The sequence below is a fragment of the Pseudonocardia sp. UM4_GMWB1 genome, assembly GCF_017312155.1.
Classification (GTDB): domain Bacteria; phylum Actinomycetota; class Actinomycetes; order Mycobacteriales; family Pseudonocardiaceae; genus Pseudonocardia; species Pseudonocardia alni.
Genome location: NZ_QJPN01000001.1, coordinates 5,525,572 through 5,545,569 on the forward strand (window position 1 = coordinate 5,525,572; position 19,998 = coordinate 5,545,569).

Here is a 19,998-nt window from a genome sequence, read left to right on the forward strand (position 1 = left end):
CGGACGGGAAGGATCGGCCCCGTCCCCGCCCCGCAGTGCGAAGGAGCCCGCTCCCCCTCATGACCGGACCCTCGTTCCTCGAGCAGCTGCGTGCGCACGCCCCCGAGTTGCTGCCCTCGCACCTCCCGCGCGACCCCGCACAGCGGGTCCCCGCCGACCTGGACGTCCCGCACGGCACCACGATCATCGCCCTGACCTGGGCCGACGGCGTGCTGCTCGCCGGTGACCGGCGTGCCACGTCCGGCAACCTGATCGCGCAGAAGGACCTGGTGAAGGTCGTCGGCATCGACGACACCTCCGCCGCCGGGTTCGCCGGGTCGGTCGGGCACGCGTTGCAGATGCTGACGATGTTCGCGGCCGAGGTGGAGCAGTACGAGAAGGTCGAGGGCGCGCCGATCAGCCAGGACGGCAAGGTCCGCAGGCTGTCGAGCATCGTGCGGGAGAACCTGGGCGCGGCGATGCAGGGCTTCGTCGCGCTGCCGCTGTTCGTCGGCTACGACCCGACCGACCCCGACCCGGTCCGCATCGTCACCTACGACCCGACCGGCAGCATCAAGCGCGCCCGGTCCGGCTATGTCGGCATCGGATCCGGCTCGCAGTTCGCCGAGGCGTCGCTGAAGAAGCGGCACGATCCGGGCGTCGACCGGGCCGGCGCGATCGCACTTGCGGTCAACGCGCTGTGGGACGCCGCCGACGACGACACCGCTACCGCGGGCCCCGACCTCACCCGGGCGATCTTCCCGAACCTGATCACGGTGACCGCCGACGGCGTCGAGGAGATCGGTGTCGACGAGGTCCGGGCGGCGACCGAGCGGATGCTCGCCGAGCGGGCGGGGCGTCCCGGCGGCTGAGCCGGCGGGTCAGGGCCGGGGCGGGCCGCCGGCCCGGCCGATGACTTCCTCGACGACCGGACCCTCGGCGTCGGCGTAGAGGTTCATGTCGGCCCACTCCCGTCCGGTGAGGCCGCGCTTGTGCCCCTCGTAGCGCGCCCGCTCGTCGTCGTGGGCGCGGAGCCGGTCGCGGAACACCAGGTAGCGCGTGATCTCAGGACTGCCCTGCGCGTAGCGGTGCAGGTTCACCGGCAGGTCCCCGACGGCGCCGAGCATGCGGGCAGACTGCCTCGGTGTCCACGTCGCGCTCGGTCGCCCCGGTCTTCGCCACCGCCGCTCCCGACCGGTGGCTGGACCACTACCGGGCGCTCGGGTTCACCGTCGAGCGCTACGGCTCGCCGCGGCGGGACTGACCGGGTCAGCCCGCCTTCTCCCGCCGGTCGGCCACCACGACCACGACCGCGGTGACCACGAGCAGGACCGCGGGGTAGGCCCACGGCAGTGCCGGCGCGTCGCCGACCACGAAGGACCACAGGCCGATCCGGCCGGTGACCAGGTACTGCAGCAGCGGGATCACGCCGAGGACCACCCCGAGGAACCCGGCGACGTTCTGTGCCGTCTTCACATGCCCTCCCCAGATTGCAATGCACTCGCATTGCAACAGTGGTCGGCACGAGTTGTCAATGCGACCGCATTGCTACGGTGGCGTCGTGCCCCGCTCCGTCGACCACGACACCCGCCGCTCCGAGATCGCCGACGCCGTGCTCGCGCTCGTCGCACGGTCGGGCACCGAGGCGGTCTCGCTGCGCTCGGTCGCAGCCGAGGCCGGCATCTCGATGGGCCGTGTCCAGCACTACTTCGCCAGCAAGGACGCACTGCTGCTGCACGCCCTGGACCGGTCGCACCGGCAGATGGAGGAGCGGATCGAGACCAGGGCCCGGGCTGTCGGCGGCGGCGACCGGACCGTCCTCGCGACGATCCTCGACGAGCTGCTCGGGGAGCACCCGCGGACCCGTGACGCGCTGCGCATCCACGCCGCCTTCGCCACCCGCGAGGTCGACGAGCGCGCGCGGGCGATCCTCACCGACGGCGACGACGAGATCCGCGCCCTCGCCGTCCGGGTCGTCGGCGACGCCGGGTCGGCCGACCCCGACACCGACGCGCACGCCCTGCTCGCCCTGACCGCGGGGCTCAGCACGGAGGTCGCGCTGCACGGCGCCCCCGTCGACCGCGCCCGGCGGACCCTGACCGCGATGCTCGACCGGCTCGCTCCCGCCACGGCGCGCGGACCGGCCGGCGACCCGGAATGATCCGGGCGGTGCGCCCCTGGTTCCCGCTCCTCGCCGGCTCGGTGTTCTACGCGTTCGCCCTGGTGTGGGCGGCCGGTGAGCTCCCCGAGGACCGGGTGCCGCTGCACTTCGACCCCACGGGCGTGCCGACCGCGTTCGGCAGCCGCGCCTGGTTCCTGACGGTCGGCACGCTGTTCGGGCTGCTCGTCGCCGGGATCGGCGCCGGGCTCTACCGCCTGGTCGCGACCGGCTCGCTGGCACGGGTGTCGGTGCCGCACCGCGACTACTGGACGGCGCCGCAGCGGATCGGGCGGCTGCGCCACATGCTCGCCGAGGACATGGGCCGGACCTTCGGCGCGACCCTGTTCCTGCTCACCGTGGTCCCGGTGACGGCGGTGTACGCCACCCGCACCGATCCGCCGAGGCTGCCGGTCGGACCGGTCTGGGTGGTGCTGGCGCTGCTGGTCGCCGGGATCGTCGGGTACTGCGTCTACCTGGCGCGCTACCGGTACCGCCCGGCCTGAGCGCCCGTGATCACCGGGTGTGGAGGGCAGCGACCGCCCCGCGAACGCTCCGCTCCACGACCGGTGATCACGCGTCGGCGACGGGCCGGCGCAGGATGGTGCGCAGCGTCTCCGGGCGGTCCGGCGGGGGCCGCCGAGGCAGCTCTCGTGGTGGCGGCCGGTCATGCGCAGCCCGTTTCCACCGTCGTCGGCACGCGCCCGTCCTGGCGGAGGTGCGCGCGGCACGGGAAGGTGCTGCGATGGCACGACCGGGGGACGTCACCCTCACCATGGCCGACCTGCGGGTCGTGACCCGGTTCGCCGCGGAGTGCGCCGCCGTGGCCCTCCCCCTGTTCGACGCGCCCGACGACGGCCGCCCCCGCGCGGCGCTCGCCGCGGCGTGGGCCTTCGCCGACGGCGCCGAGCGGTCGCGGCTGCAGCGGGTGACCGCCGTCGACGCGGCGCGGGCGGCGAAGGACGCCCACACCCCGGCCGGCAGGCACGCCGCACTGGCCGCCGCCGACGCCGCCGCGTCCGCCTACCTGCACCCACTGGCGAAGGCCACCCAGGTCGGGCACATCCTGCGCGCGGCAGCCCACGCCGCCCACGCCGTCGAGCTGGCCGACGGCGACGCGCCCCGCAGCGGCGACGCGCAGCTCGACCGTGCCCGGCGGCGCGCGACACCGGAGCTGGTCGACGTCCTGTGCCGCTACCCGCGCGCGGCGGCCGGCCGCAGCCGCGTCGCCGCGCTGACCACCGCACTGGACGACGCGCTGCGCGACCGATGAGTGCGGGGCCGCGCGGCGGTGCAGATCGGCGTACCACCCGATGCTCCGCCCGCCGAGCAGGACGGCTACCGCAGGGGCGTCCTCACCGAGCGCCTCTCCCCTGCCTGACGTGTCCGGCGCGGGTCAGCGGACGCGCTGGTAGCGCAGGTGCACGGTCCCGCCGTCGAACACGCGCTGCTCGACCAGGCGCAGCCGCAGGTCCGCCCCGAGCGGCAGGTACCGCTTCCCGCCGCCGAGGACGACCGGCACCACCCGCGGGCGGAACTCGTCGATCAGGTCCAGCAGCGACGCGGCCAGCCCGGGCCCGCCCACGGCCAGCTCGCCGTCGGTCTCCTCCTTCAGCCGGGCCACCTCCTCCGGGGCGTCGGCGCGGCGGACGAGACGGCACCCGGGCGCGACGGAGGTCAGCGAGTCGGAGAACACCACCCGGGGGATCGCGGTGTAGAGGTGCGCGAACTCCGCCTCCACCGGGTGGCCGTCCGCCCGCTCGGGGGCGGTCCAGAAGTCCTCCATGATGTCGTAGAGGTTGCGGCCGAACAGGAACACCGATGTCGCCCGGGTCTGGTCGTTGGACAGGCGGTGCACCTCCTCGTCGGGGTCGCCGAAGGCGATGCTGCCGGTGGGGTCCTCGACGAAGCCGTCGAGGGACATGCTCATGGAGTAGCTGAGGAAACCCACGGGCGTCAGACCTTCCGGTTCCAGAACTGGTGGATGCGCCCACTCGGCGAGGCGACCGACTCGACCGTGAACCGGTCCTCGACTCCGTTCAGCCCCTCCCACGGGGACAGCCCACGCCCCAGCACGATCGGCAGGATCACCACGTGCATGACGTCGACCAGGTCGGCGTCGAGGAACTGCCGGATCGTCGAGGGTCCCCCACCGAGTCGCACGTCCAGGTCGCCCGCGGCCTTCTGCGCGACCGTCAGCACCTCCTGCGCCGACCCGTCGACGAAGTGGAAGCTCGTCCCGTTCGCGAACTCGATCGGCGGCCGCGGGTGGTGGGTCATGACGAACACCGGGGTGTGGAACGGGGGCTCGTCGTCCCACCAGCCCTGCCAGCCGTCGTCGGTCCAGGGGCCGGTCTGCGGGCCGAACTTGCGCCGCCCCATGATCTCGGCGCCGATGCCCTGGGCCCACGTGCTGGTCAGGGCGCGGTCCAGGGTGACGGGGGCGTCCACCCCGCCGATCCCGTGGATGAACCGCCCGTCGAACCCGGCGAAGAGCCGTCCGGCGTCGCCGATCGGGGCGTCGAGGGTCACGTGGTCGCCGGCGGCGTAGCCGTCGAGCGAGATGAACAGGTTGTGCACCCGGGTGCGGGGCATGGGGCCTCCTCGGTGAACGCGCGGACCGCGTCGCGACGGTGGACCGCCGGGGGCGGCGGAACTCATCGGTCGACGCGGGTCCGGCTGCTGGCCGGCGTCGTCCGGGACCGGCTCGTCGTCGAGGCGGGGCGTGGTCCGGCACGGGCCGACGCTCGGATGACCGAGACGGAGAGCATCGTGGACACCGTCGTGGCCGGACCGGCCGGGCAGCACCGCGTCCTCGGACGAGCGGCTCACCCCGTTGACGCCGGACCGGTGGGGCCGGCCGGTCCCGGACCGTCGCGAGTGCAGGCATCGACGAGCCCGCGCAGAGCCCGTGACCCTGCCGGTTGCTCAGGAGCCGATCGCGACGATCCGGGTGACGACGAGCGTCACGAGCCGGTCCCCGGGGTGGATCGCGGCCGGTACGGCTCCGACGGTGGCGCGTACGGAGGTCACCGACGGCCCGGACGCTCGTCGAGGTGGCGGCGTCCCCGGCCTGCTTGCCGATCGTCGTCCGCACCGCCGCGGTCACGGGCAGCTTGTGCCTCCCGTCGCCGAGCGCCATGAAGGAGTTCCGGAACGGATGGCCGTCCATCGCGCCCCGGACCTTGACCGGGCCGCGGGTGGCGAAGAACTCGGCCGACCAGTCGGTGTGCAGGTAGACCCACCCGCCCGGCGCATCGCTCTTCTCGAGCGTGGCGGTGAACGTGTGGTCGAGGGCGTGGGAGGCGACGGGATCGCTCATCGGGTCTCCTTGTCGGGTGGCTGTCCGCGGGTCTGCCCGACCTGGACGACAGCACCACCGCCGCCCGGGATCGTGCGTGTGCCCCTGGCGACCGCAAGCACGGACAGCGTGTTGCGCTCCTCCGCGACATGGTGGGGCGGTTCACGGGTCGCGATGCTCGCCGTTGCTTCTCCTCGCACAGCAGAAGGCCGAGCAGCCGGTTCGCTCCGAGAGCCTGCGGCTCCGGATCCGCGGATCGTGCACCCGTGATCGCGGCTGGACTTCGAACCCGGGAGGTACCGCCGCACCGGTCAGGACCGGCTACGACCGGACGACATCGTCTCGGTTCCGTCAGGAGTCAGCGCTGGCCAGAGGGGTAGTCGGGATCACCGCACAGACGACGTCGAAGGGGCCGATCGTCGAGTAGCCGTGTCTCGTCACAACGGCCGAGACGACGACGATGAGCGGGCCGAGTCCCGCGTCCGCGTCGGTGCGCTGCACCGACGGGGGTGTCTCCCCCACACGCCCGGCCTCCTGGTGATCTCCTCGCGGCGCGGGTCCCCCCTGCCAGGCTCGGCGCGCCGTGAGGAGGTCACTGCCGCACTCCCTTGATCTCCGAGCGGTGTCGGGTCCGGGCGGAGCCCGGGGGCCTTGTCGTACAAGCCCTTGTCAACGGCGGGTTAGAAGTGACCCCCTGGCGACGGTTTGGGATTGACCCCTGTGTGCCCGGTTCGTGCTAGTTGTCGCGGTCTTTGGCGAGGAGTTCGCGGCGGGCGCGTGTGCGGTAGGAGTCGCCGGAGAGGGTGAGGACCTCGGCGTGGTGGACGAGGCGGTCGATCATCGCGGCGGCGACGATCTCGTCGCCGAAGACCTCGCCCCAGCGTCCGAAGGGCAGGTTGCTGGTGACCATGACCGAGCCCTGTTCGTAGCGAGAGGCGATGAGCTGGAAGAACAGGTTCGCCGCGTCGTGGTCGAAGGGGATGTAGCCGACCTCGTCGATGATGATCAGCTTGTAGCGGCGGATCTTGCGTAGCTCGGCCTCCAGCTGCCCGGCCTGGTGCGCGGCAGCGAGGCGGGTGATCCAGTTGCCGGCGGTGTTGAAGAGCACCGAGTGCCCGGACTGGGTGGCTTTGACCCCGATCCCGATCGCGAGGTGGGTCTTCCCGATCCCGGGCGGTCCGAGCAGGATCACGTTCTCGGCCTTGGCCACGAACGTGCCGGTCGCCAGATGGGCGAGCAGGTCTCGGCGCAGAGAGGGCAGATGGTCGAGGTTGAACTCCTCCAGCGTTTTCACGGCCGGGAAGTGGGCGGTGCGGATGCGCATGGTGGTGCCGGCGGACTCACGGTCGGCGACCTGGCGCTCCAGGACCGCGGTCAGGTACTCCTCGTGCGACCAGTTCAGGTCGCGGGCCTGGGCGGCGAGGTCGTCCCAGACGCGGGCGATCGTGGGCGTCTTCAACACGCGAGTCAGGTAGGCCAGCTTCGAGCCGAGCTCGGTGCTCACGCCACCGGTCTTCGTGGCTTCCGTGGCTGCTGTCGTGCTGGTCGTCGCGGTCGTCTTCGGGGTGGTCATCTACTGCCCTTCAGCGGTGGCGGTCGGGTCGGGTGCGGGGTCGAAGTTCACGCCGTAGAGCGCGTCGTAATCCGGCAGCGCGCGCAGGGCCACGACGTGCCCATCGGTGTGGGAGCGCGTGTCATGGCGGGCGCGGTCACGGGCGGCGGTGAACGCAGTGCGCAGGGCGCGGGCGGTGGCCCGGTGCTCGGGATCGGTCACCGTGGCGCCGCTGGCCCAGACCCGCTCGTGGGTGGCCGCGATCTGCCCGGCGCAGGTGACCGCGACCAGGGCGGGAGTGGCGATCCAGTCGACGAACCGGCCGATCGCGGCCGGGTTGACCGAGTAGTCGTTGCCGTCGACGCGCACGTAGTAGTCACGCGCCAGCCGAACCCGCCCGGTCAGCCCGACCTGCGGCGCCACCGGCGGCAGGGCGACCATCGCGGCCCGGTCGATCGGCCACCGCGTGGCGGGGGTGGTCCCAATCGAGCGCAGGTGCCGGGCGCCCGCCACCTCGGTCAACCAAGTCTCGATCTGGGCGTTGAAGTCGAACGGCGAGACGAAGCTGCGTCCGGGCAGAAAGGAGGTCTCGAAGTAGCCGTTGCGCCGCTCCACCAGTCCCTTCGACTCCGGGTCCCGTGCCGGGGTGAGCTTGATCCGCACCCCGAGCGTCCCGGCGAACGCAGCTGCCTCGACGCCGGGTCGCCCGGTGCCGCCGATCGCGGCCTCGCGGTCCCAGACCAGCGTGCGGGGACAGCGGCCCCACCCTGCGATGATCTCCCACATCCCGGCCAGGATGTCGCCGGCCTTGCGGGACGGGATCATCACAGCGTCCGTCACCCGGGAGAAGCCGCAGGTCATCGCCAACACCGGCAGGACCCGCGCCCCGCTGGCACCGACCGGGATCGGGACCGGCGGGAACCACAGGTCGCACTGCGCGAGCTCACCGGGGGCGTACTCGATCCGGTCCGCCGGGTCGGGAGGGGCGAACAACGGCCGCAGCTCACGCACCCGGTCCTTGAGGATGGTCAACGAGTGTGTCCAGCCGATCCGCTCGGCGATCACCGTCGCCGGCATCCTCGGATACTCGGCCAGCAGGGCCCGGACCTGCGGCTCCACCTTGTCCACCAACGACCCGCGCGGTCCACGCTCCCGCGAGGGCGGCGCGTCGGCCCGCAACGCCGCCCGCACCGTATTTCGCGCCAGTCCCAGCCGGCGGACGATCTCCTTGATCGGCACGCCCTCGGCGCGGTGCAGACGACGGACCTCAGCCCACTCTTCCAACGTGATCACCCCTCCAGCCTCGATGGAGGGGTCAGTCCCAACCCGTCGCTAGAGGGTCAGTCTCAGCGCGTCGTCGACAGCCCTCGAAGGTGTCTGACCAGCGCCGGGAGACTGACTCTCCAAGCTCCGTTATGGCACGGTTTATCAGGCCAGAGTGAGTCCGACGGTTCGCGAGCAGCGAGGAGGCACTGATCTTCGTGGAGACACAAGAACTGCACTCGGTCCTTCAGGAGCAAGCGGAGCGGCTCCTCAGCGAGCCGGGGGCTGACCAGGACACAGACCAGCAGTACACCCGGATCTGCGATGACCTGGTGCGAGCGGTACCCCACGCCAAATGGGCTGCGCTGACCACTCAGGACCGGTCGGGGTTGCACTGCCTCGCAGCCACCGACAAGCGCATCCCGGAGTTGGCCCGGGTCATGGTGGACTGCGGACACGGGCCGTGCATCGATGCCATCGCGGCCGGTTCCCTGAATGAGGTCGTCATCGACGACTTCACGGAGGCCGGCGATCGGTGGCCGGTCTTCGCCCCAGCCGCCGCCAGTGCGGGGATGCGCAGCGTCCTGTGCCACGCCATGGCCCCTGAGGAACATCCGATCGGTGCGATGACGGTGTGGTCGGACGAGGTCGGGGCGTTCAGCGACGACCGCTCGCGCACCATCATGGCCGCGTTCGTCACACAAGCCGCGGTAGCGGTGTACGGCGCGCAGCGCGCCGAGCACCTCGTGAAGGCTTTGACGAACCGCGACGTCATCGGGCGGGCCAAGGGAATCCTGATCGAGCGGTTTCGCTTGACCGATGACAGCGCTTTCCGACTGCTGGTGCGGTCCTCGCAGGACGTCAACATGAAGCTCTGCGACGTGGCCGAGGTTCTCTGTCGTGAGGCGGAAGCACGGGCGATGACGGTGCCGCAGGCGCGATCGGGATCTGGCTCCGACTTGGCACGGTAGCGGGGCCGGCGCTGCCGGCCCCGCGCCGCCGCCGGGCGGCGCCGTGACGAGTGTCGTCTCCTGACCCGGAACCCGGTCACGGCGATCGCATGGACGATCCCGCGCACGGTGAAATCGGTGGACAAGCGGGTCGTCGTCAACGCTGCGCCGGCCCGGGCGCTGCTCTCGGCTGCCGGAACCCAGAGGCCCAGTGGTCCCGGGCTCGTCGCCTTCCCCGGCCTGCTCTACCACGCCGCGCTGCGGCCGGGTGAGGCCGTGACGTTGCGGGCGGCTGACCTACGGCTGCCCGACGATGGCTGGGGCGAGCTGTTGCTGACCGGCTCCACCCCGGAGGCCGGCGCTTCGTGGACCGACAACGGCCGACGTCGTGAGGAGCGGGAGTTGATGCACCGGGCACGCGGTGAGACCCGTTCGGCCCCCTGTCCCCCACCGCTCACGGTCCTGCTGCGGGCGCACCTCGCTGAGCACGGCACGACGCCGGATGGCCGGCTGTTCCGCGGTGTCCGCGGCGGCGATCTCCCGGAGGGCACGTACTGCCGCGTCTGGCGGAAGGCTCGCGCAAGCGCTCTGACCCCCGAGGACGCCGCCTCACCCCTCGCCCGACGCCCCTACGACCTCCGCCACGCCGCGGTCTCGACGTGGCTCAACGCCGGTGTGCCGTCGACCCAGGTCGCCGAGTGGGCCGGGCACAGTGTCGCCGTCCTGCACCAGATCCACGCGAAATGCATCGTCGGCCAGGAGGACGCCGCCCGGCAGCGGATCGCCGACGCCCTTGGAGCCACCCCGTGAGCGACGAAACTTCGGTACGTATCCGGTACAGCCACCCGCCGAGCACCGGTCAGGGCCGGGCACGACCGGACAACATCATCTCGGCTTCGTCGGGCGTAATCGCTGGTCAGAGGGGTATCCTCGACGTGGAAGCGGAGTGCCCAGTGGCGTCCACCAAGGTGGTGTGCGACCGGCTCGGTGACGGGCGAGGCATCGTGTAGGGCGGCCACCGCGTGATCTTCTGAACGCCTCTCACAGCCAACAGGAGATGGATCACGCGATGACCGCGCCCTCCAGTATCGACCCCACCGAGTTCCTGCACGAGCAGCTGTCCCAGGCGAGTCCCGACCTGCTGCGCCAGATGTTGACCACGTTCATCAACACCCTCATGTCCGCCGATGCCGACTCGGTGTGCGGAGCCGCCTGGGGCCAGCGCTCCGAGCAGCGGACGAACACCCGCAACGGCTACCGCCACCGCGACTTCGACACCCGCGCCGGCACCATCGACGTGGCAATCCCGAAGCTGCGCAACGGCTCCTACTTCCCCGACTGGTTACTGGAACGCCGCCGCCGCGCCGAGCGAGCGCTCACGACGGTGGTCGCGACCTGCTACCTGCTCGGGGTCTCGACCCGGCGCATGGAGAAGCTCGTCGAGTCCCTGGGCATCACCCGGCTGTCGAAGTCCCAGGTCTCGATCATGGCCGCCGACCTCGACGACCAGGTCGAGCAGTTCCGGACCCGCCCGCTCGACCAGGGCCCCTACACCTTCGTCGCCGCTGACGCCCTGGTCGTGAAGGTGCGCGAGGACGGGCGGGTGGTCAACCTCCACGCCCTGCTCGCCACCGGGGTCAACGGTGACGGGCACCGGGAGATCCTCGGCCTGCAGGTCACCTCCGCCGAGGACGGCGCCGGCTGGCTGGGGTTCTTCCGCGACCTGACCGCCCGCGGTATGTCCGGGGTCAAGCTCGTCACCAGCGACGCCCACCAGGGCCTTGTCGCCGCGATCGGGGCGACGTTGCCCGGCGCGGCCTGGCAGCGCTGCAGGACCCACTACGCGGCGAACCTGATGGCCGCGACCCCGAAGTCCTCCTGGCCGTGGGTGCGGGCGCTGCTGCACTCGGTCTACGACCAGCCCGACGCCGCGAGCGTCCACGCACAGTTCGACCGGGTCCTCGACGCACTCTGCGAGAAGCTGCCGAAGGTCTCCGAGCACCTCGACACCGCGCGTGCCGACGTCCTGGCCTTCACCAGCTTCCCGAAGGAGGTCTGGCGCCAGATCTGGTCGAACAACCCCAGCGAGCGACTCAACCGCGAGATCCGTCGCCGCACCGACGTCGTCGGGATCTTCCCCGACCGCGACTCCCTGATCCGCCTGGTCGGCGCCGTTCTGGCCGAACAGCACGACGAATGGGCCGAAGGACGCCGCTACCTCGGCCTCGACGTCCTGGCCCGCGCCCGCGTCACACCCGTCCCCGACACCCCGACCGGCACCGAGGAGGTGACCCCCACCCACACGATCCCGGCGCTCAGCGCCTGACAGAACAGAAGATCACGCGGCAGTCGTCACACACCACGCCAGCGGACTTGACCGAGTGCCCCCGGTCGGACTCGAACCGACACTGGGACCCTTTTAAGGGGAGGCCCTGCGCACCCTGTTCGATGGCCCTGACCTGCAATAGTTCCGTCGCCCGGTCGGTCCGGTCACAAACTTCAGCACGTATTCGGCACGGGGATCGACGAACGGTGCGGGTGACGGCTACGCCGTGTCGGCGAGTTGTTTTGCCTTGGCGAGGCGCTCGGACACAGTGGTATCGCCTCGACCAGGTGGACACGCTCGGAGGTATCGCTCGAGAATCGCGACCTCTGCGAGGTGGTCGCGTTGGCGCCGGTAGATGACGGCGGCTCGCTTCGTGTACCCAGGCGGAGGGTCCATGGTCTTAATCGCGGCGGCCCGTTCAGCGGCAGCGATGATCTCCAGCAGCAGAGTCAGTGACTCGTCGTCTCGTCGCTGCTTCCGCAGCTCGTCAAGGTGTGGGACCCACTCGGTGAAGTGTCGTCCACGAACCTGTCCCGCGGCTTCGACAGCAGCATTGATCTTCTTAAAGTCGGGCAGATCTGGTGCCATCGACGCCAAGCTAGCGGGTGGTCGCGCGGGGTTCGCTACCCCACTCCCCTGCCTGGTGGTGATCTCCTCGCGGCGCGGGCTTGCCCCTGCCGGGCCGAGGGGCGGGGTGCAAGGTACTCAGTCCCGCCTTGTGCCCCGCCCCTCGGGCTGGCTGCCGTCTCGGCGCGCCGTGAGGAGATCACCACCCACGCCACACTCCCCCTGATCTCCGAAGCGGTGTCGGGTGTGGGCAGCGCCCACCATCTCTTCGAGGGCGACAATCTTGTGAGGCCGTGCCGGATATGCCCGTCTGCCCGCTACGCTCGGCGGACTCGTGAAGGGGGCCGACATGACCAACGTGTCGCAGGAGACCACGGTGACGTGCGGGTGTTGCGGCGCTCCGAAGCCTCCGGACGAGGTGGCGCGGCTGAGCCATCACCCCGAGATCGCGGTGTGTGGCGGCTGTGTGCACGGCATGGCCGGTCGGCTGGCGAACCGCCCATCGATCACGCCGATCTTCCCGGTGCACGACATGCCGGCAGCCCGGGAGTTCTGGACCCGTGCGGGCCTACAGGTCGAGGAGTACAGCCCGGAGTACGCGTTCGTCATGTTCGGCGACGCGGAGGTGCTGCATCTGGATCTGCGGGCCGAGCTCGACCCGGAGCACAACGCCGCGGCGGTCTACATCCACATTCCCGATCCCCACGACTGGCACGCCCGCCTGAAGGCGCAGGGCCTGCCGGTTAGCGACGTCGTGGTCGAACCGTGGGGAATGATCGAGTTCAGTGTGAAGGACCCGAGCGGGAACCTGATCCGGATGGGCCGCAACGATTGAACCGCTGCTGGCCCGGGAGTGTCGCTACCCGCGCCGGGCACCATGTAGAGATGCGCGTTGAGCTTCTGGTCGTGACGGACTGCCCGAACGAGCGCCCGACCTTCGAGCGTCTGCGCCAGGCCCTCGACGACGCCGGACATGAGGACACTCCGATCGCGGTCCGCATCGTCACCGAGGACACGGTGGGCTCGATCCCGGCGTTCGCGGGTTCCCCGACGGTCGTGATCGATGGCGCCGATCCGTTCGCCGAGCAGGTCTCGCCCGGAGCGGGTCTGTCGTGCCGGGTCTACCGATCCGCAGCTGGGATGGCTGGAGCACCGTCGCTGGACGACCTGAGCCGTGCTGTGGCTCGCTGAATGCCTCCGGGATAGGCGTTCGTCCCGTGGCAGTGGGGCCGGGTAGCCGGACCCGACGCCGCGAACGGGCCGGAGGTGTAGTGAGCGAAGCGGCGGGGCCGGCGTGGCCGGCCCCGCGCCGCCGGAGGCGGCGCCTTGATCCCCTAGAGGCGGATTCGGCACGTCCGGTGAGGTGCGTCACTACTGGGCACGGAGAACCCGATCGCTGCCCGTGGCTAACAAGACACCGCTCGTGCACGACTCCATATCCGTGGACGTGTTGGAAAGGCGCGGGCGTGCTGCCTGAGCTGGTCGTGAGCGAAGACGACGAGCAGCAGTTCGTCCTGCCGTGGTCCGAGGAGCCGTGGCCAGCGACCTGGCAGGAAGTCGAACGCACGTTCGGGACGACAGATCATCGACGGTCGCTACTGAGTCTCGCCTCGTCTCGCCTGTTTGAGCTCCAGGCAGCAGGCATACCGATCTACGCGGCGTGGATCAACGGCTCCTTCGTGACCGCCCGGGAGCACCCGAACGACATCGACGTCGTTGTCCTGATCGACGGTGATCGTTCCGCCGCCAGCCGCGAGGCCACCGGCCTGAGCCCAGCAGCGTGGCTGGACGCAACCCACGTTCTTCGGAATGAGCCTTTGCCAACCTGATCATCCGTTGGCGATCATGAGGGTCTGAACTGCGGCGACGAGCTCGGCGGCCCGGGCCGGGCAGGATCTGATCTTGCGCAGAACCTTCCAGTTCTTCAGCTCGGCGTTGACCCGCTCACCCGGCCCGCGTCGGCGGGCGTGTGCGGCGTTGACCTCCCTCTGGTTGCGCGACAGGCGCCGGTAGCGCCCGGTGTCCGGGTCGATGCGCCGACGCCGCTGCGGCACGGCCACCATCGGACCGGCGCCTTGGTAGGCGGTGTCGGCGACCGCGGGGATCTCATGCGCGGTCAGCGCCTCGATGATCCCGTGGTCGCGGGCGGCTCCCATGTCGTGCCGCGCGCCAGGCAGCGGCGGGGAGATCCACACCAGCCTGCCGACCGGGTCGGCGATGACCTGCACGTTCAGCCCGTGGGCCTTGTGCTTGCCGCTGTAGTAGGGGCGGTCTCGGCCGGACGCCATGCCGACCCGGTCGATCCGCAGCAGGCTGCCGTCGACGATCACGAACGCCTTGCGTGAGGCGACCTCGATCGCCTGCTCCAGCGTCGGGGCCATCGCCGCGAGCAGGGCGAGCGCTTCGCGCACGTAGCGGTAGACCGTTGACGTGCCGATCTCGAACCCGCAGGCCAGGTCGGCATAGGTCTCGCCCTTGCGCAGATAGGCCACCACCAGCAGGGCCTGGCGGCCGGCGGAGAGCTTGCGCCAGCGTGTAGCCCGCTGGTTGCGGTGCGCGCGCAGCGCGTCGGCGAGCAGGCCGAGCGCGCGGCTGGACACGGTCATCCCGGACGGGTAAGACAACACTCTGAAGCTCCTGGTCAGGCGGATTGATCTAGGCAATCGCCCGCCTACCAGGAGCTTCACCCTTTCGAGGTCACGCCACGCCGCACGCCAGCTGACCTGCTCGTCCATCAGGTTGGCAAAGGCTCAATGGTGCCGGGTCATTGGCGAAGCAGTCGTGGGCGGCATGATGACCGCCCGCATCTGAACCGTTCAGCTGCCGGCTCGAGTGGACACTGGTTGGGCGATCGGAACGCGGCCTGACGGGTAGGCGGCAACGTGGAGCCGACTCCCGTCGGAGATCGTCAGCCTGCATCGCCGCTCACGATCCTGCCTGGTCAGACGGTCATGCCCTGCCTGCCTGGAGAGGCCACTCCTGCCCAGCCCTTGGACGAGGTACGGGATGACTTGGAACGACATCTGCCCGTAACGTCCCGACCGGCGCCACGAGCTGCCGGAATCGACGGGTCGAGAGTTCCTGGAGGACGCGCGTGGCGGCTCTCTCGCGCCGACTCCCGCAGTTCCGCCCGATCCTCGCCGGTGCCCGGTTGTCCGACCGGCTGTTCGCCTGTGCCGGGGCGCTCGCGGCCATCTCGGTCGCCGGTGCCATCGGGGCGCTCGTCGTCGGGCCGGGCGCGGCGTTGCCGTTCATCGTCGCACCGGTCGGGGCGTCGGCGGTCCTGGTGTTCGCGGTGCCGTCGAGCCCGCTCGCGCAGCCCTGGCCGGTCATCGCGGGCAACGTCGTCTCGACACTCATCGGGGTCGGGGCGCGGCTGGTCGTACCCGACGTCCTCGCCCAGGCGGGGCTGGCCGTCGCCGTGGCGATCGCGACGATGTCGCTGTTGCGCTGCCTGCACCCACCCGGAGGGGCCGCAGCCCTGACGGCCGTCATCGGCGGCAGCGTGATCACCGGAGCGGGCCCGCTGTTCGCCCTGTTCCCGGTCGGGGTGAACTCGGTCGTCCTGGTCGCGATGGGGTGGCTGTTCCACCGCCTGTCGCGGCACCCCTACCCACACCGGACGGCGCCGTCCGACCGGGCCGATCGCCGCAGCTGCTTCCGGGCCGACGACGTGGACCGGGCGCTGGCCGAGATCGGCGAGACGTTCGACATCGACCGCGACGACATCGGTCTGCTGCTGCGCGAGGTCGAGACCCAGGCGCTCGTCCGGCAGCACGGCGACCTCGTCGCCGCGGACGTGATGTCGCGCGACACCGTCTCGGTCCGGTCGGGCGACGATCCGACGACGGCGCGGGACCTGTTGCTCGAGCACGACGTCCGGACGGTGCCGGTGCTCGACGACGACGGCGCCGTCGTCGGCACTCTCGGGCTCCGCGAGCTCGCGCACCCCGCGGGCACCGTCGGCTCGATGGCCTCACTACCGTCGACGGCCTCGGCGGACACGCCCCTCGCAGCGCTGAGCCGCATCCTGACCGACGGACGCACGCACGCCGTCGTCATCGTCGACGAGCGGAACCGCCTGCGCGGCATGGTCACCCAGACCGACCTGCTCATCGCGCTGTGCCGCATCCTGGCCGATTCGGCGTGACAAGCCTCGAGATGCGCGGCGTCCGCGCACATCGGCGGCTCGCCACTCGTTCGGTAAGTGCGAAGCAGGTTTCCGCCTGATGTGGGGCGGTCGCGACCCGGCATCCAGCCCGTCTTCACGTGTCATCACTGCGCATCCCCGAGCGCCACAGTCCCAGATGCGGCGCGAGACGCCGAGCCGTTGTGGTACCGCCGCGTCTCGATCAGATAGCCGTCACGGAGTGCGACGGTCGAGGGGCTGCAGCCCTGCAGGACGACCGCGCAGGTGTCCTTCTCGGTGCCGCGGCTGCGCAGGATGCCCTCAGCTTGTGGTGGTAGCGCTACGATGTCTCCTGTGAGCGAGGCGTTCGAAGTGTCGCCCGACGATCCGGATGGGGTCGCGGCCGCGATCGAGCGTGCGTCGAAAGGTTCACGAGTTCGCGTCGTCCGTCAGGGCCACGCCGTCGCCGACATCGTTCCGATCGCCGCGGCCGGGCCGGGAGAGCTGCGTCCTGAGCGGCGCGACTCTCGCCACGACCAGGTCGTGCGCGACCACGCCACCCGGTTCGGCGCTCCGACCTTGGAGCATTACCGGCGCATCTACGCCACCGCCGGCCGTGAGTGGCCGGGCGAGGATCACATCCGAGCGCATTACCCCGTGGCGGACGTGTCCTGAGCACTCAACCTGCGCTTACCGCGAACACTGTGAGCGGGAAGGTCCTCGACGCGAGCGCGCTCGACGCCTACGCCAACGGGCATCTGGGCATGGCTACCTGGTACGCCCTGGCCTGGGAACTGGGGCTCACGTTCGTCGTTCCGCGTTTCGCTCGTGACGAGGCCCTCTGTCTGCGGCCGGGCCTCGTCGCCGAGGTTGACCTGCTGCTCGCCGCGCCCTATGTCGTCCTGACCGACTCCCCCGCCGAGGCAGCCCGTCTGCTCGACGAGACCTCCGCAGCCTCGGTGTACGACCCGCTGGCAGCGTCCGTAGCCGCCTTGTGCCGGGAGCGGGGATGGCCGGCGCTGTCCACGGACCCAGAGCGACTGCGTCGCGTCGACCCGTCGCTCGAGGTAGACCTGCTCTGAGACGGGAACGGCCAGCGTCACTGACCCTGGCCCTGTGCATCACGCCGACCGCCAGGCCGACCCTCAGATCAACTGGCCGCTACTGCACAGCGCCCATCCAGTCGCGGCGGGCCCGCCGGTAGGCCGTGCACGGCGCTGTGCTGCAGGCTGTTCACCGCGCGGTAGTAGCGCATCGTCGTGCCCTGCCGCTGACGCCCCGGCCCGGCAACTACCGCGCAGCGCAAACTGGACATCCCTGAAGGGGGCTCGGTCTCAGGAGGCCGGGTACTGCTGGGCGCCGAGCACCCGGGCCAGGTGGGCGGCGTTGCGGCCCAGCGTCGCGGTCGTCGCCGCGACCGGTTCCGGGGTCTGGTCGAGATCCTTGTAGTCGACCGGGTTCATCGCTTCGGAGTTCCAGTAGGTCGCTCCGCCTGCGGGGATGGTGAACCCCATGTCGTTGAGTGCCTGGAACGAGTCGGCGACGATCTTGTGTGCGCCGTCCTCGTTGCCGACCACAGCGACGACCGCGACCTTGCCGAACAGTTCGGGTCGCCCCTGGTCGTCGGTTTCGGACAGCTCCGCGTCGAGCCGCTCCAGGACCCGCTGTGCCACGCTCGACGGGTGCCCGACCCAGGTCGGGGTCGCGAACACCAGGATGTCCGCGTCATAGATCCGGCTGCGGATCTGCGGCCACTGGTCACCCTCGCCCATGTCGGCCGCGGTGCCGGGCTTCACGTCGTAGTCGGCGACCCGCAGCGTGTCGCCGGCGACACCGTGATCGGCCATGGCGTCGAGCACCTGTCGGGCCATCACCTCGCTGCTTGAGGCCTGCGGGCCGGGCTTGAGGCTGCACACTAGTAGTTGCAGCGCGTTTTGCGGTACACGAGAAGGTCGCACGAGGAAGTTCAATGGCGACAAAACGGGCTTACACTCTCGAGGAGATCGAGGTCAAGGGAGAGCAAGGCGACCTGCGGGATGAGGAGTAGCTCGCAACCGGTCGGAGTCAAGCAAGAGCTGCAAGAACGTCTCTCCGCCGACTCCGTTTTAGAGGAGAGAAGGATCTGATCAGCCCTGCCGGGTCTCCGCCGCAATCCACTCAAGATAACGCGGGTTACCGTCATAAATGGGACGAGCACTCACGCTCGGCACCATATAAGGGTGATCTTTCTCGGCGCGCTCTACTATCCTCGCAACAAGCGACCGTCTCGTATGCAGCGCCACACGCCCCTCGGTGCGTTCGCGCAACTCACCGTCCCACCGGTACGCAGATCGCACTGGCTCAAAATTGTGTGCATTAGATGCCAGTCGATCAGCCACGAGAGATCTGGCGAATTCGTACAGCCATTCCGGGTCAGGCGCGGTGACAACGACTTCGCACAACTCAATCTGCCCGCCGGTGATCATGCGATGCCGCCTCGCACTGCCACAAGCTCAGACATCGCCCGCTCAGAATCTTTAGCAGTCTTACCCATGGTTGCCCAACCGGTCATAATATTGTCGTCGTAGCCGAGCCCCACCCATCGACCGGTAAACTCGATTCCGTGAGGGTGCATGGCCAGAAACATCGTGCCCTTCGACCGAACAGCCCCGTCAGCCGCCGCGTACCAGCCGGTGAGAATCTGGTTGTCCCAGAGGCGCAGCTCGCCTGACCACAAATAGCCACCCTCTGCCTGACTGAGTCCACGCTGAGTTGCGGCAATGTGCACGAGGTCGCCCTCCTGACGCATGCGCACAGGCTGCGTGGCGACCTTCTCGACGCCGTCGCGGGTCGTCTGCCATGACGCCCACCAGTCTCCACTCAGCGAGACGCGCCCGGGCGCGCGGCCGGCCAGCTCGCTCACCGACACCCCGAGGGCGTCGGCGATGGTCAACGCGACCGACAGCAGCGGCTGCTGCTCCCCCGCCTCGTAGCGACGAATCTGCCGGGTGTCGATGCCGGCCACCCGCGCCAGGTCGGCCTGCGACATGCCGAGATCCGCTCGACGCCTCCGGATCACTTCGCCCATTTCCACGCACCCCATCGTCGTAGGACTTCCTAGTCCTTGACAACCGGACTAGTTCGCCTCACTGTAGGACTTGTTAGTCCGCAACAGGGGCGGGCAAGTCCGCTCCGTCGGTCTGACCTCGGCACACCCGACCGTGTCGCCGAGCAACCCGAGGAGGGCGCCAGTCATGGCGATCAAGAACAAGTTCCCCGTCGCGATGGGCGACGTGTTCCCCCACGGCGCGTTCGTGGTGTCCGAGGTCGAGCCGGTCCGGGACTTCGACAAGTCCTCCCCCGGCCGCCCGGTCCAGCAGACCGACAAGGAGACCGGGCTGCCGGTGTGGTCGGTCTCGGTCCTCGACGCCGACCCCGAGGCCCGCCGCACCGACAAGACGGTCACGGTGAAGATCGCGGCACCGCACCAGCCGGTCCCGCCCGAGGCCGCCGCAGGGCTGCCGTTCCGCCCGGTCGAGTTCGACGGCCTCACCGTCACCCCGTACGTGCAGGAGACCGGAGGCCGGCCCCGCGTCGCCTACAGCTTCCGCGCCGCCGGGATGCGCGCCCCCGGCCACCAGCGCCCGGCCCCGGGCAAGAACCAGGACGCGGCCTGAGCTGCCACTCACCCACCGCGTCAGGTGGAGGGAAGCCCGTCCGTAGCGGGCTCCCCTCCGATCTTCCTCGCCCCTCGTAGCCCTGCCAGGCACTAAGACTCGGAAGGACACCGAGCG

The 19,998-nt window shown here is 70.4% G+C and carries 26 protein-coding genes, 1 tRNA gene and 1 pseudogene; 14 read left to right on the plus strand and 14 right to left on the minus strand.

Translation table 11 applies throughout. The features are described 5' to 3' along the window. Nucleotides 1–59 precede the first annotated feature (59 nt). A complete protein-coding gene (gene prcB, locus DMP15_RS25940) occupies nt 60–851 on the plus strand; it encodes a proteasome subunit beta (RefSeq protein ID WP_337826576.1) in 792 nt (263 codons plus the stop codon). Between the two features lie 9 nt (nt 852–860). On the opposite strand, the gene DMP15_RS25945 is transcribed toward prcB, so the two are convergent. Both DMP15_RS25945 and DMP15_RS25950 read right to left on the minus strand, forming a co-directional pair. Further along, the gene (locus DMP15_RS25945; RefSeq protein ID WP_337826577.1) at nt 861–1,106 is read right to left on the minus strand and encodes a GrpB family protein; all 246 of its coding nucleotides are present in this window, start codon (nt 1,104–1,106) and stop codon (nt 861–863) included. A gap of 142 nt (nt 1,107–1,248) precedes the next feature. Then, nucleotides 1,249–1,455 carry a hypothetical protein gene (locus DMP15_RS25950; protein WP_179761045.1) on the minus strand — a complete coding sequence of 69 codons (207 nt, stop codon included), beginning with the start codon at nt 1,453–1,455 and terminating at the stop codon, nt 1,249–1,251. Nucleotides 1,456–1,540: 85 nt separating this feature from the next. On the opposite strand from DMP15_RS25950, the gene DMP15_RS25955 reads away from it, so the two are divergent. The 3 genes from DMP15_RS25955 to DMP15_RS25965 all read left to right on the plus strand — a co-directional run bounded on the left by DMP15_RS25955 (nt 1,541) and on the right by DMP15_RS25965 (nt 3,410). Continuing rightward, a complete protein-coding gene (locus tag DMP15_RS25955; RefSeq protein WP_301549111.1) occupies nt 1,541–2,140 on the plus strand; it encodes a TetR/AcrR family transcriptional regulator in 600 nt (199 codons plus the stop codon). Between the two features lie 8 nt (nt 2,141–2,148). After that, nucleotides 2,149–2,643 carry a DUF1648 domain-containing protein gene (locus tag DMP15_RS25960; RefSeq protein WP_337826578.1) on the plus strand — a complete coding sequence of 165 codons (495 nt, stop codon included), beginning with the start codon at nt 2,149–2,151 and terminating at the stop codon, nt 2,641–2,643. A 239-nt stretch (nt 2,644–2,882) separates the two neighbouring features. After that, nucleotides 2,883–3,410: a putative immunity protein gene (locus DMP15_RS25965; RefSeq protein WP_337826579.1), complete on the plus strand. Its 528-nt coding sequence runs from the start codon at nt 2,883–2,885 to the stop codon at nt 3,408–3,410. A 123-nt stretch (nt 3,411–3,533) separates the two neighbouring features. On the opposite strand, the gene DMP15_RS25970 is transcribed toward DMP15_RS25965, so the two are convergent. The 6 genes and pseudogenes from DMP15_RS25970 to istA form a co-directional block, all read right to left on the minus strand. Then, on the minus strand, nt 3,534–4,088 hold the full coding sequence (locus tag DMP15_RS25970; protein ID WP_337826719.1) for a dihydrofolate reductase family protein: 555 nt from the start codon (nt 4,086–4,088) through the stop codon (nt 3,534–3,536). A gap of 5 nt (nt 4,089–4,093) precedes the next feature. Continuing rightward, on the minus strand, nt 4,094–4,732 hold the full coding sequence (locus tag DMP15_RS25975; protein ID WP_337826580.1) for a dihydrofolate reductase family protein: 639 nt from the start codon (nt 4,730–4,732) through the stop codon (nt 4,094–4,096). Nucleotides 4,733–5,201: 469 nt separating this feature from the next. Beyond that, nucleotides 5,202–5,459 (minus strand): annotated as a pseudogene (locus DMP15_RS25980) (DUF1905 domain-containing protein); the annotation flags it as partial. Nucleotides 5,460–5,789: 330 nt separating this feature from the next. Further along, the gene (locus DMP15_RS25985) at nt 5,790–5,939 is read right to left on the minus strand and encodes a hypothetical protein (RefSeq protein WP_337826581.1); all 150 of its coding nucleotides are present in this window, start codon (nt 5,937–5,939) and stop codon (nt 5,790–5,792) included. A gap of 235 nt (nt 5,940–6,174) precedes the next feature. Continuing rightward, nucleotides 6,175–7,011: an IS21-like element helper ATPase IstB gene (istB, locus tag DMP15_RS25990; protein WP_245350810.1), complete on the minus strand. Its 837-nt coding sequence runs from the start codon at nt 7,009–7,011 to the stop codon at nt 6,175–6,177. Then, nucleotides 7,012–8,283: an IS21 family transposase gene (gene istA, locus DMP15_RS25995; RefSeq protein ID WP_210026967.1), complete on the minus strand. Its 1,272-nt coding sequence runs from the start codon at nt 8,281–8,283 to the stop codon at nt 7,012–7,014. 188 nt (nt 8,284–8,471) lie between these two features. Here istA and DMP15_RS26000 point away from each other — a divergent pair, with 188 nt between their 5' ends. From DMP15_RS26000 to DMP15_RS26010, 3 genes are all read left to right on the plus strand, one after another. Further along, nucleotides 8,472–9,224 (plus strand): GAF and ANTAR domain-containing protein, encoded by a 753-nt coding sequence (locus tag DMP15_RS26000; protein WP_337826582.1) that lies wholly within the window; start codon nt 8,472–8,474, stop codon nt 9,222–9,224. A gap of 117 nt (nt 9,225–9,341) precedes the next feature. After that, nucleotides 9,342–10,013: a tyrosine-type recombinase/integrase gene (locus DMP15_RS26005; RefSeq protein ID WP_337826583.1), complete on the plus strand. Its 672-nt coding sequence runs from the start codon at nt 9,342–9,344 to the stop codon at nt 10,011–10,013. Nucleotides 10,014–10,272: 259 nt separating this feature from the next. Further along, complete coding sequence (locus DMP15_RS26010; protein WP_308820250.1) at nt 10,273–11,529, plus strand: IS256 family transposase; 1,257 nt, start codon at nt 10,273–10,275, stop codon at nt 11,527–11,529. A gap of 56 nt (nt 11,530–11,585) precedes the next feature. On the opposite strand, the gene DMP15_RS26015 is transcribed toward DMP15_RS26010, so the two are convergent. Then, nucleotides 11,586–11,656, minus strand: a tRNA-Leu gene (locus tag DMP15_RS26015). Between the two features lie 92 nt (nt 11,657–11,748). After that, entirely contained in the window at nt 11,749–12,117 is a 369-nt protein-coding gene (locus tag DMP15_RS26020) for a hypothetical protein (protein WP_130288647.1), read from the minus strand. A gap of 328 nt (nt 12,118–12,445) precedes the next feature. Between DMP15_RS26020 and DMP15_RS26025 the strand changes: the two genes are divergently transcribed. The 3 genes from DMP15_RS26025 to DMP15_RS26035 all read left to right on the plus strand — a co-directional run bounded on the left by DMP15_RS26025 (nt 12,446) and on the right by DMP15_RS26035 (nt 13,925). Next, nucleotides 12,446–12,931, plus strand: a complete 486-nt coding sequence (locus tag DMP15_RS26025; protein ID WP_130288646.1) for a VOC family protein — start codon at nt 12,446–12,448, stop codon at nt 12,929–12,931. A 50-nt stretch (nt 12,932–12,981) separates the two neighbouring features. Beyond that, complete coding sequence (locus DMP15_RS26030; protein ID WP_130288645.1) at nt 12,982–13,287, plus strand: hypothetical protein; 306 nt, start codon at nt 12,982–12,984, stop codon at nt 13,285–13,287. 275 nt (nt 13,288–13,562) lie between these two features. Continuing rightward, nucleotides 13,563–13,925: a DUF6932 family protein gene (locus DMP15_RS26035; RefSeq protein ID WP_161152558.1), complete on the plus strand. Its 363-nt coding sequence runs from the start codon at nt 13,563–13,565 to the stop codon at nt 13,923–13,925. Here DMP15_RS26035 and DMP15_RS26040 read toward each other — a convergent pair whose 3' ends face one another. Next, nucleotides 13,926–14,723 (minus strand): IS5/IS1182 family transposase, encoded by a 798-nt coding sequence (locus DMP15_RS26040; protein WP_073574106.1) that lies wholly within the window; start codon nt 14,721–14,723, stop codon nt 13,926–13,928. A 467-nt stretch (nt 14,724–15,190) separates the two neighbouring features. Here DMP15_RS26040 and DMP15_RS26045 point away from each other — a divergent pair, with 467 nt between their 5' ends. From DMP15_RS26045 to DMP15_RS26055, 3 genes are all read left to right on the plus strand, one after another. Then, nucleotides 15,191–16,246, plus strand: a complete 1,056-nt coding sequence (locus DMP15_RS26045) for an HPP family protein (RefSeq protein ID WP_337826584.1) — start codon at nt 15,191–15,193, stop codon at nt 16,244–16,246. 333 nt (nt 16,247–16,579) lie between these two features. Then, the gene (locus DMP15_RS26050) at nt 16,580–16,900 is read left to right on the plus strand and encodes a hypothetical protein (RefSeq protein WP_161152560.1); all 321 of its coding nucleotides are present in this window, start codon (nt 16,580–16,582) and stop codon (nt 16,898–16,900) included. Between the two features lie 29 nt (nt 16,901–16,929). Then, complete coding sequence (locus DMP15_RS26055; RefSeq protein WP_161152561.1) at nt 16,930–17,307, plus strand: hypothetical protein; 378 nt, start codon at nt 16,930–16,932, stop codon at nt 17,305–17,307. 252 nt (nt 17,308–17,559) lie between these two features. On the opposite strand, the gene DMP15_RS26060 is transcribed toward DMP15_RS26055, so the two are convergent. From DMP15_RS26060 to DMP15_RS26065, 3 genes are all read right to left on the minus strand, one after another. Beyond that, nucleotides 17,560–18,153, minus strand: coding sequence for a flavodoxin family protein (locus DMP15_RS26060; protein WP_435829223.1), 594 nt, complete (start codon nt 18,151–18,153; stop codon nt 17,560–17,562). Between the two features lie 198 nt (nt 18,154–18,351). Then, complete coding sequence (gene cutA, locus DMP15_RS30395) at nt 18,352–18,690, minus strand: divalent-cation tolerance protein CutA (RefSeq protein ID WP_130288642.1); 339 nt, start codon at nt 18,688–18,690, stop codon at nt 18,352–18,354. Beyond that, nucleotides 18,687–19,307: a helix-turn-helix transcriptional regulator gene (locus DMP15_RS26065; protein ID WP_202417616.1), complete on the minus strand. Its 621-nt coding sequence runs from the start codon at nt 19,305–19,307 to the stop codon at nt 18,687–18,689. The genes cutA and DMP15_RS26065 overlap by 4 nt, the downstream gene beginning before the upstream one ends. Nucleotides 19,308–19,458: 151 nt before the next feature. On the opposite strand from DMP15_RS26065, the gene DMP15_RS26070 reads away from it, so the two are divergent. Further along, nucleotides 19,459–19,881: a plasmid replication, integration and excision activator gene (locus DMP15_RS26070; RefSeq protein ID WP_130288641.1), complete on the plus strand. Its 423-nt coding sequence runs from the start codon at nt 19,459–19,461 to the stop codon at nt 19,879–19,881. Nucleotides 19,882–19,998: the final 117 nt, after the last annotated feature.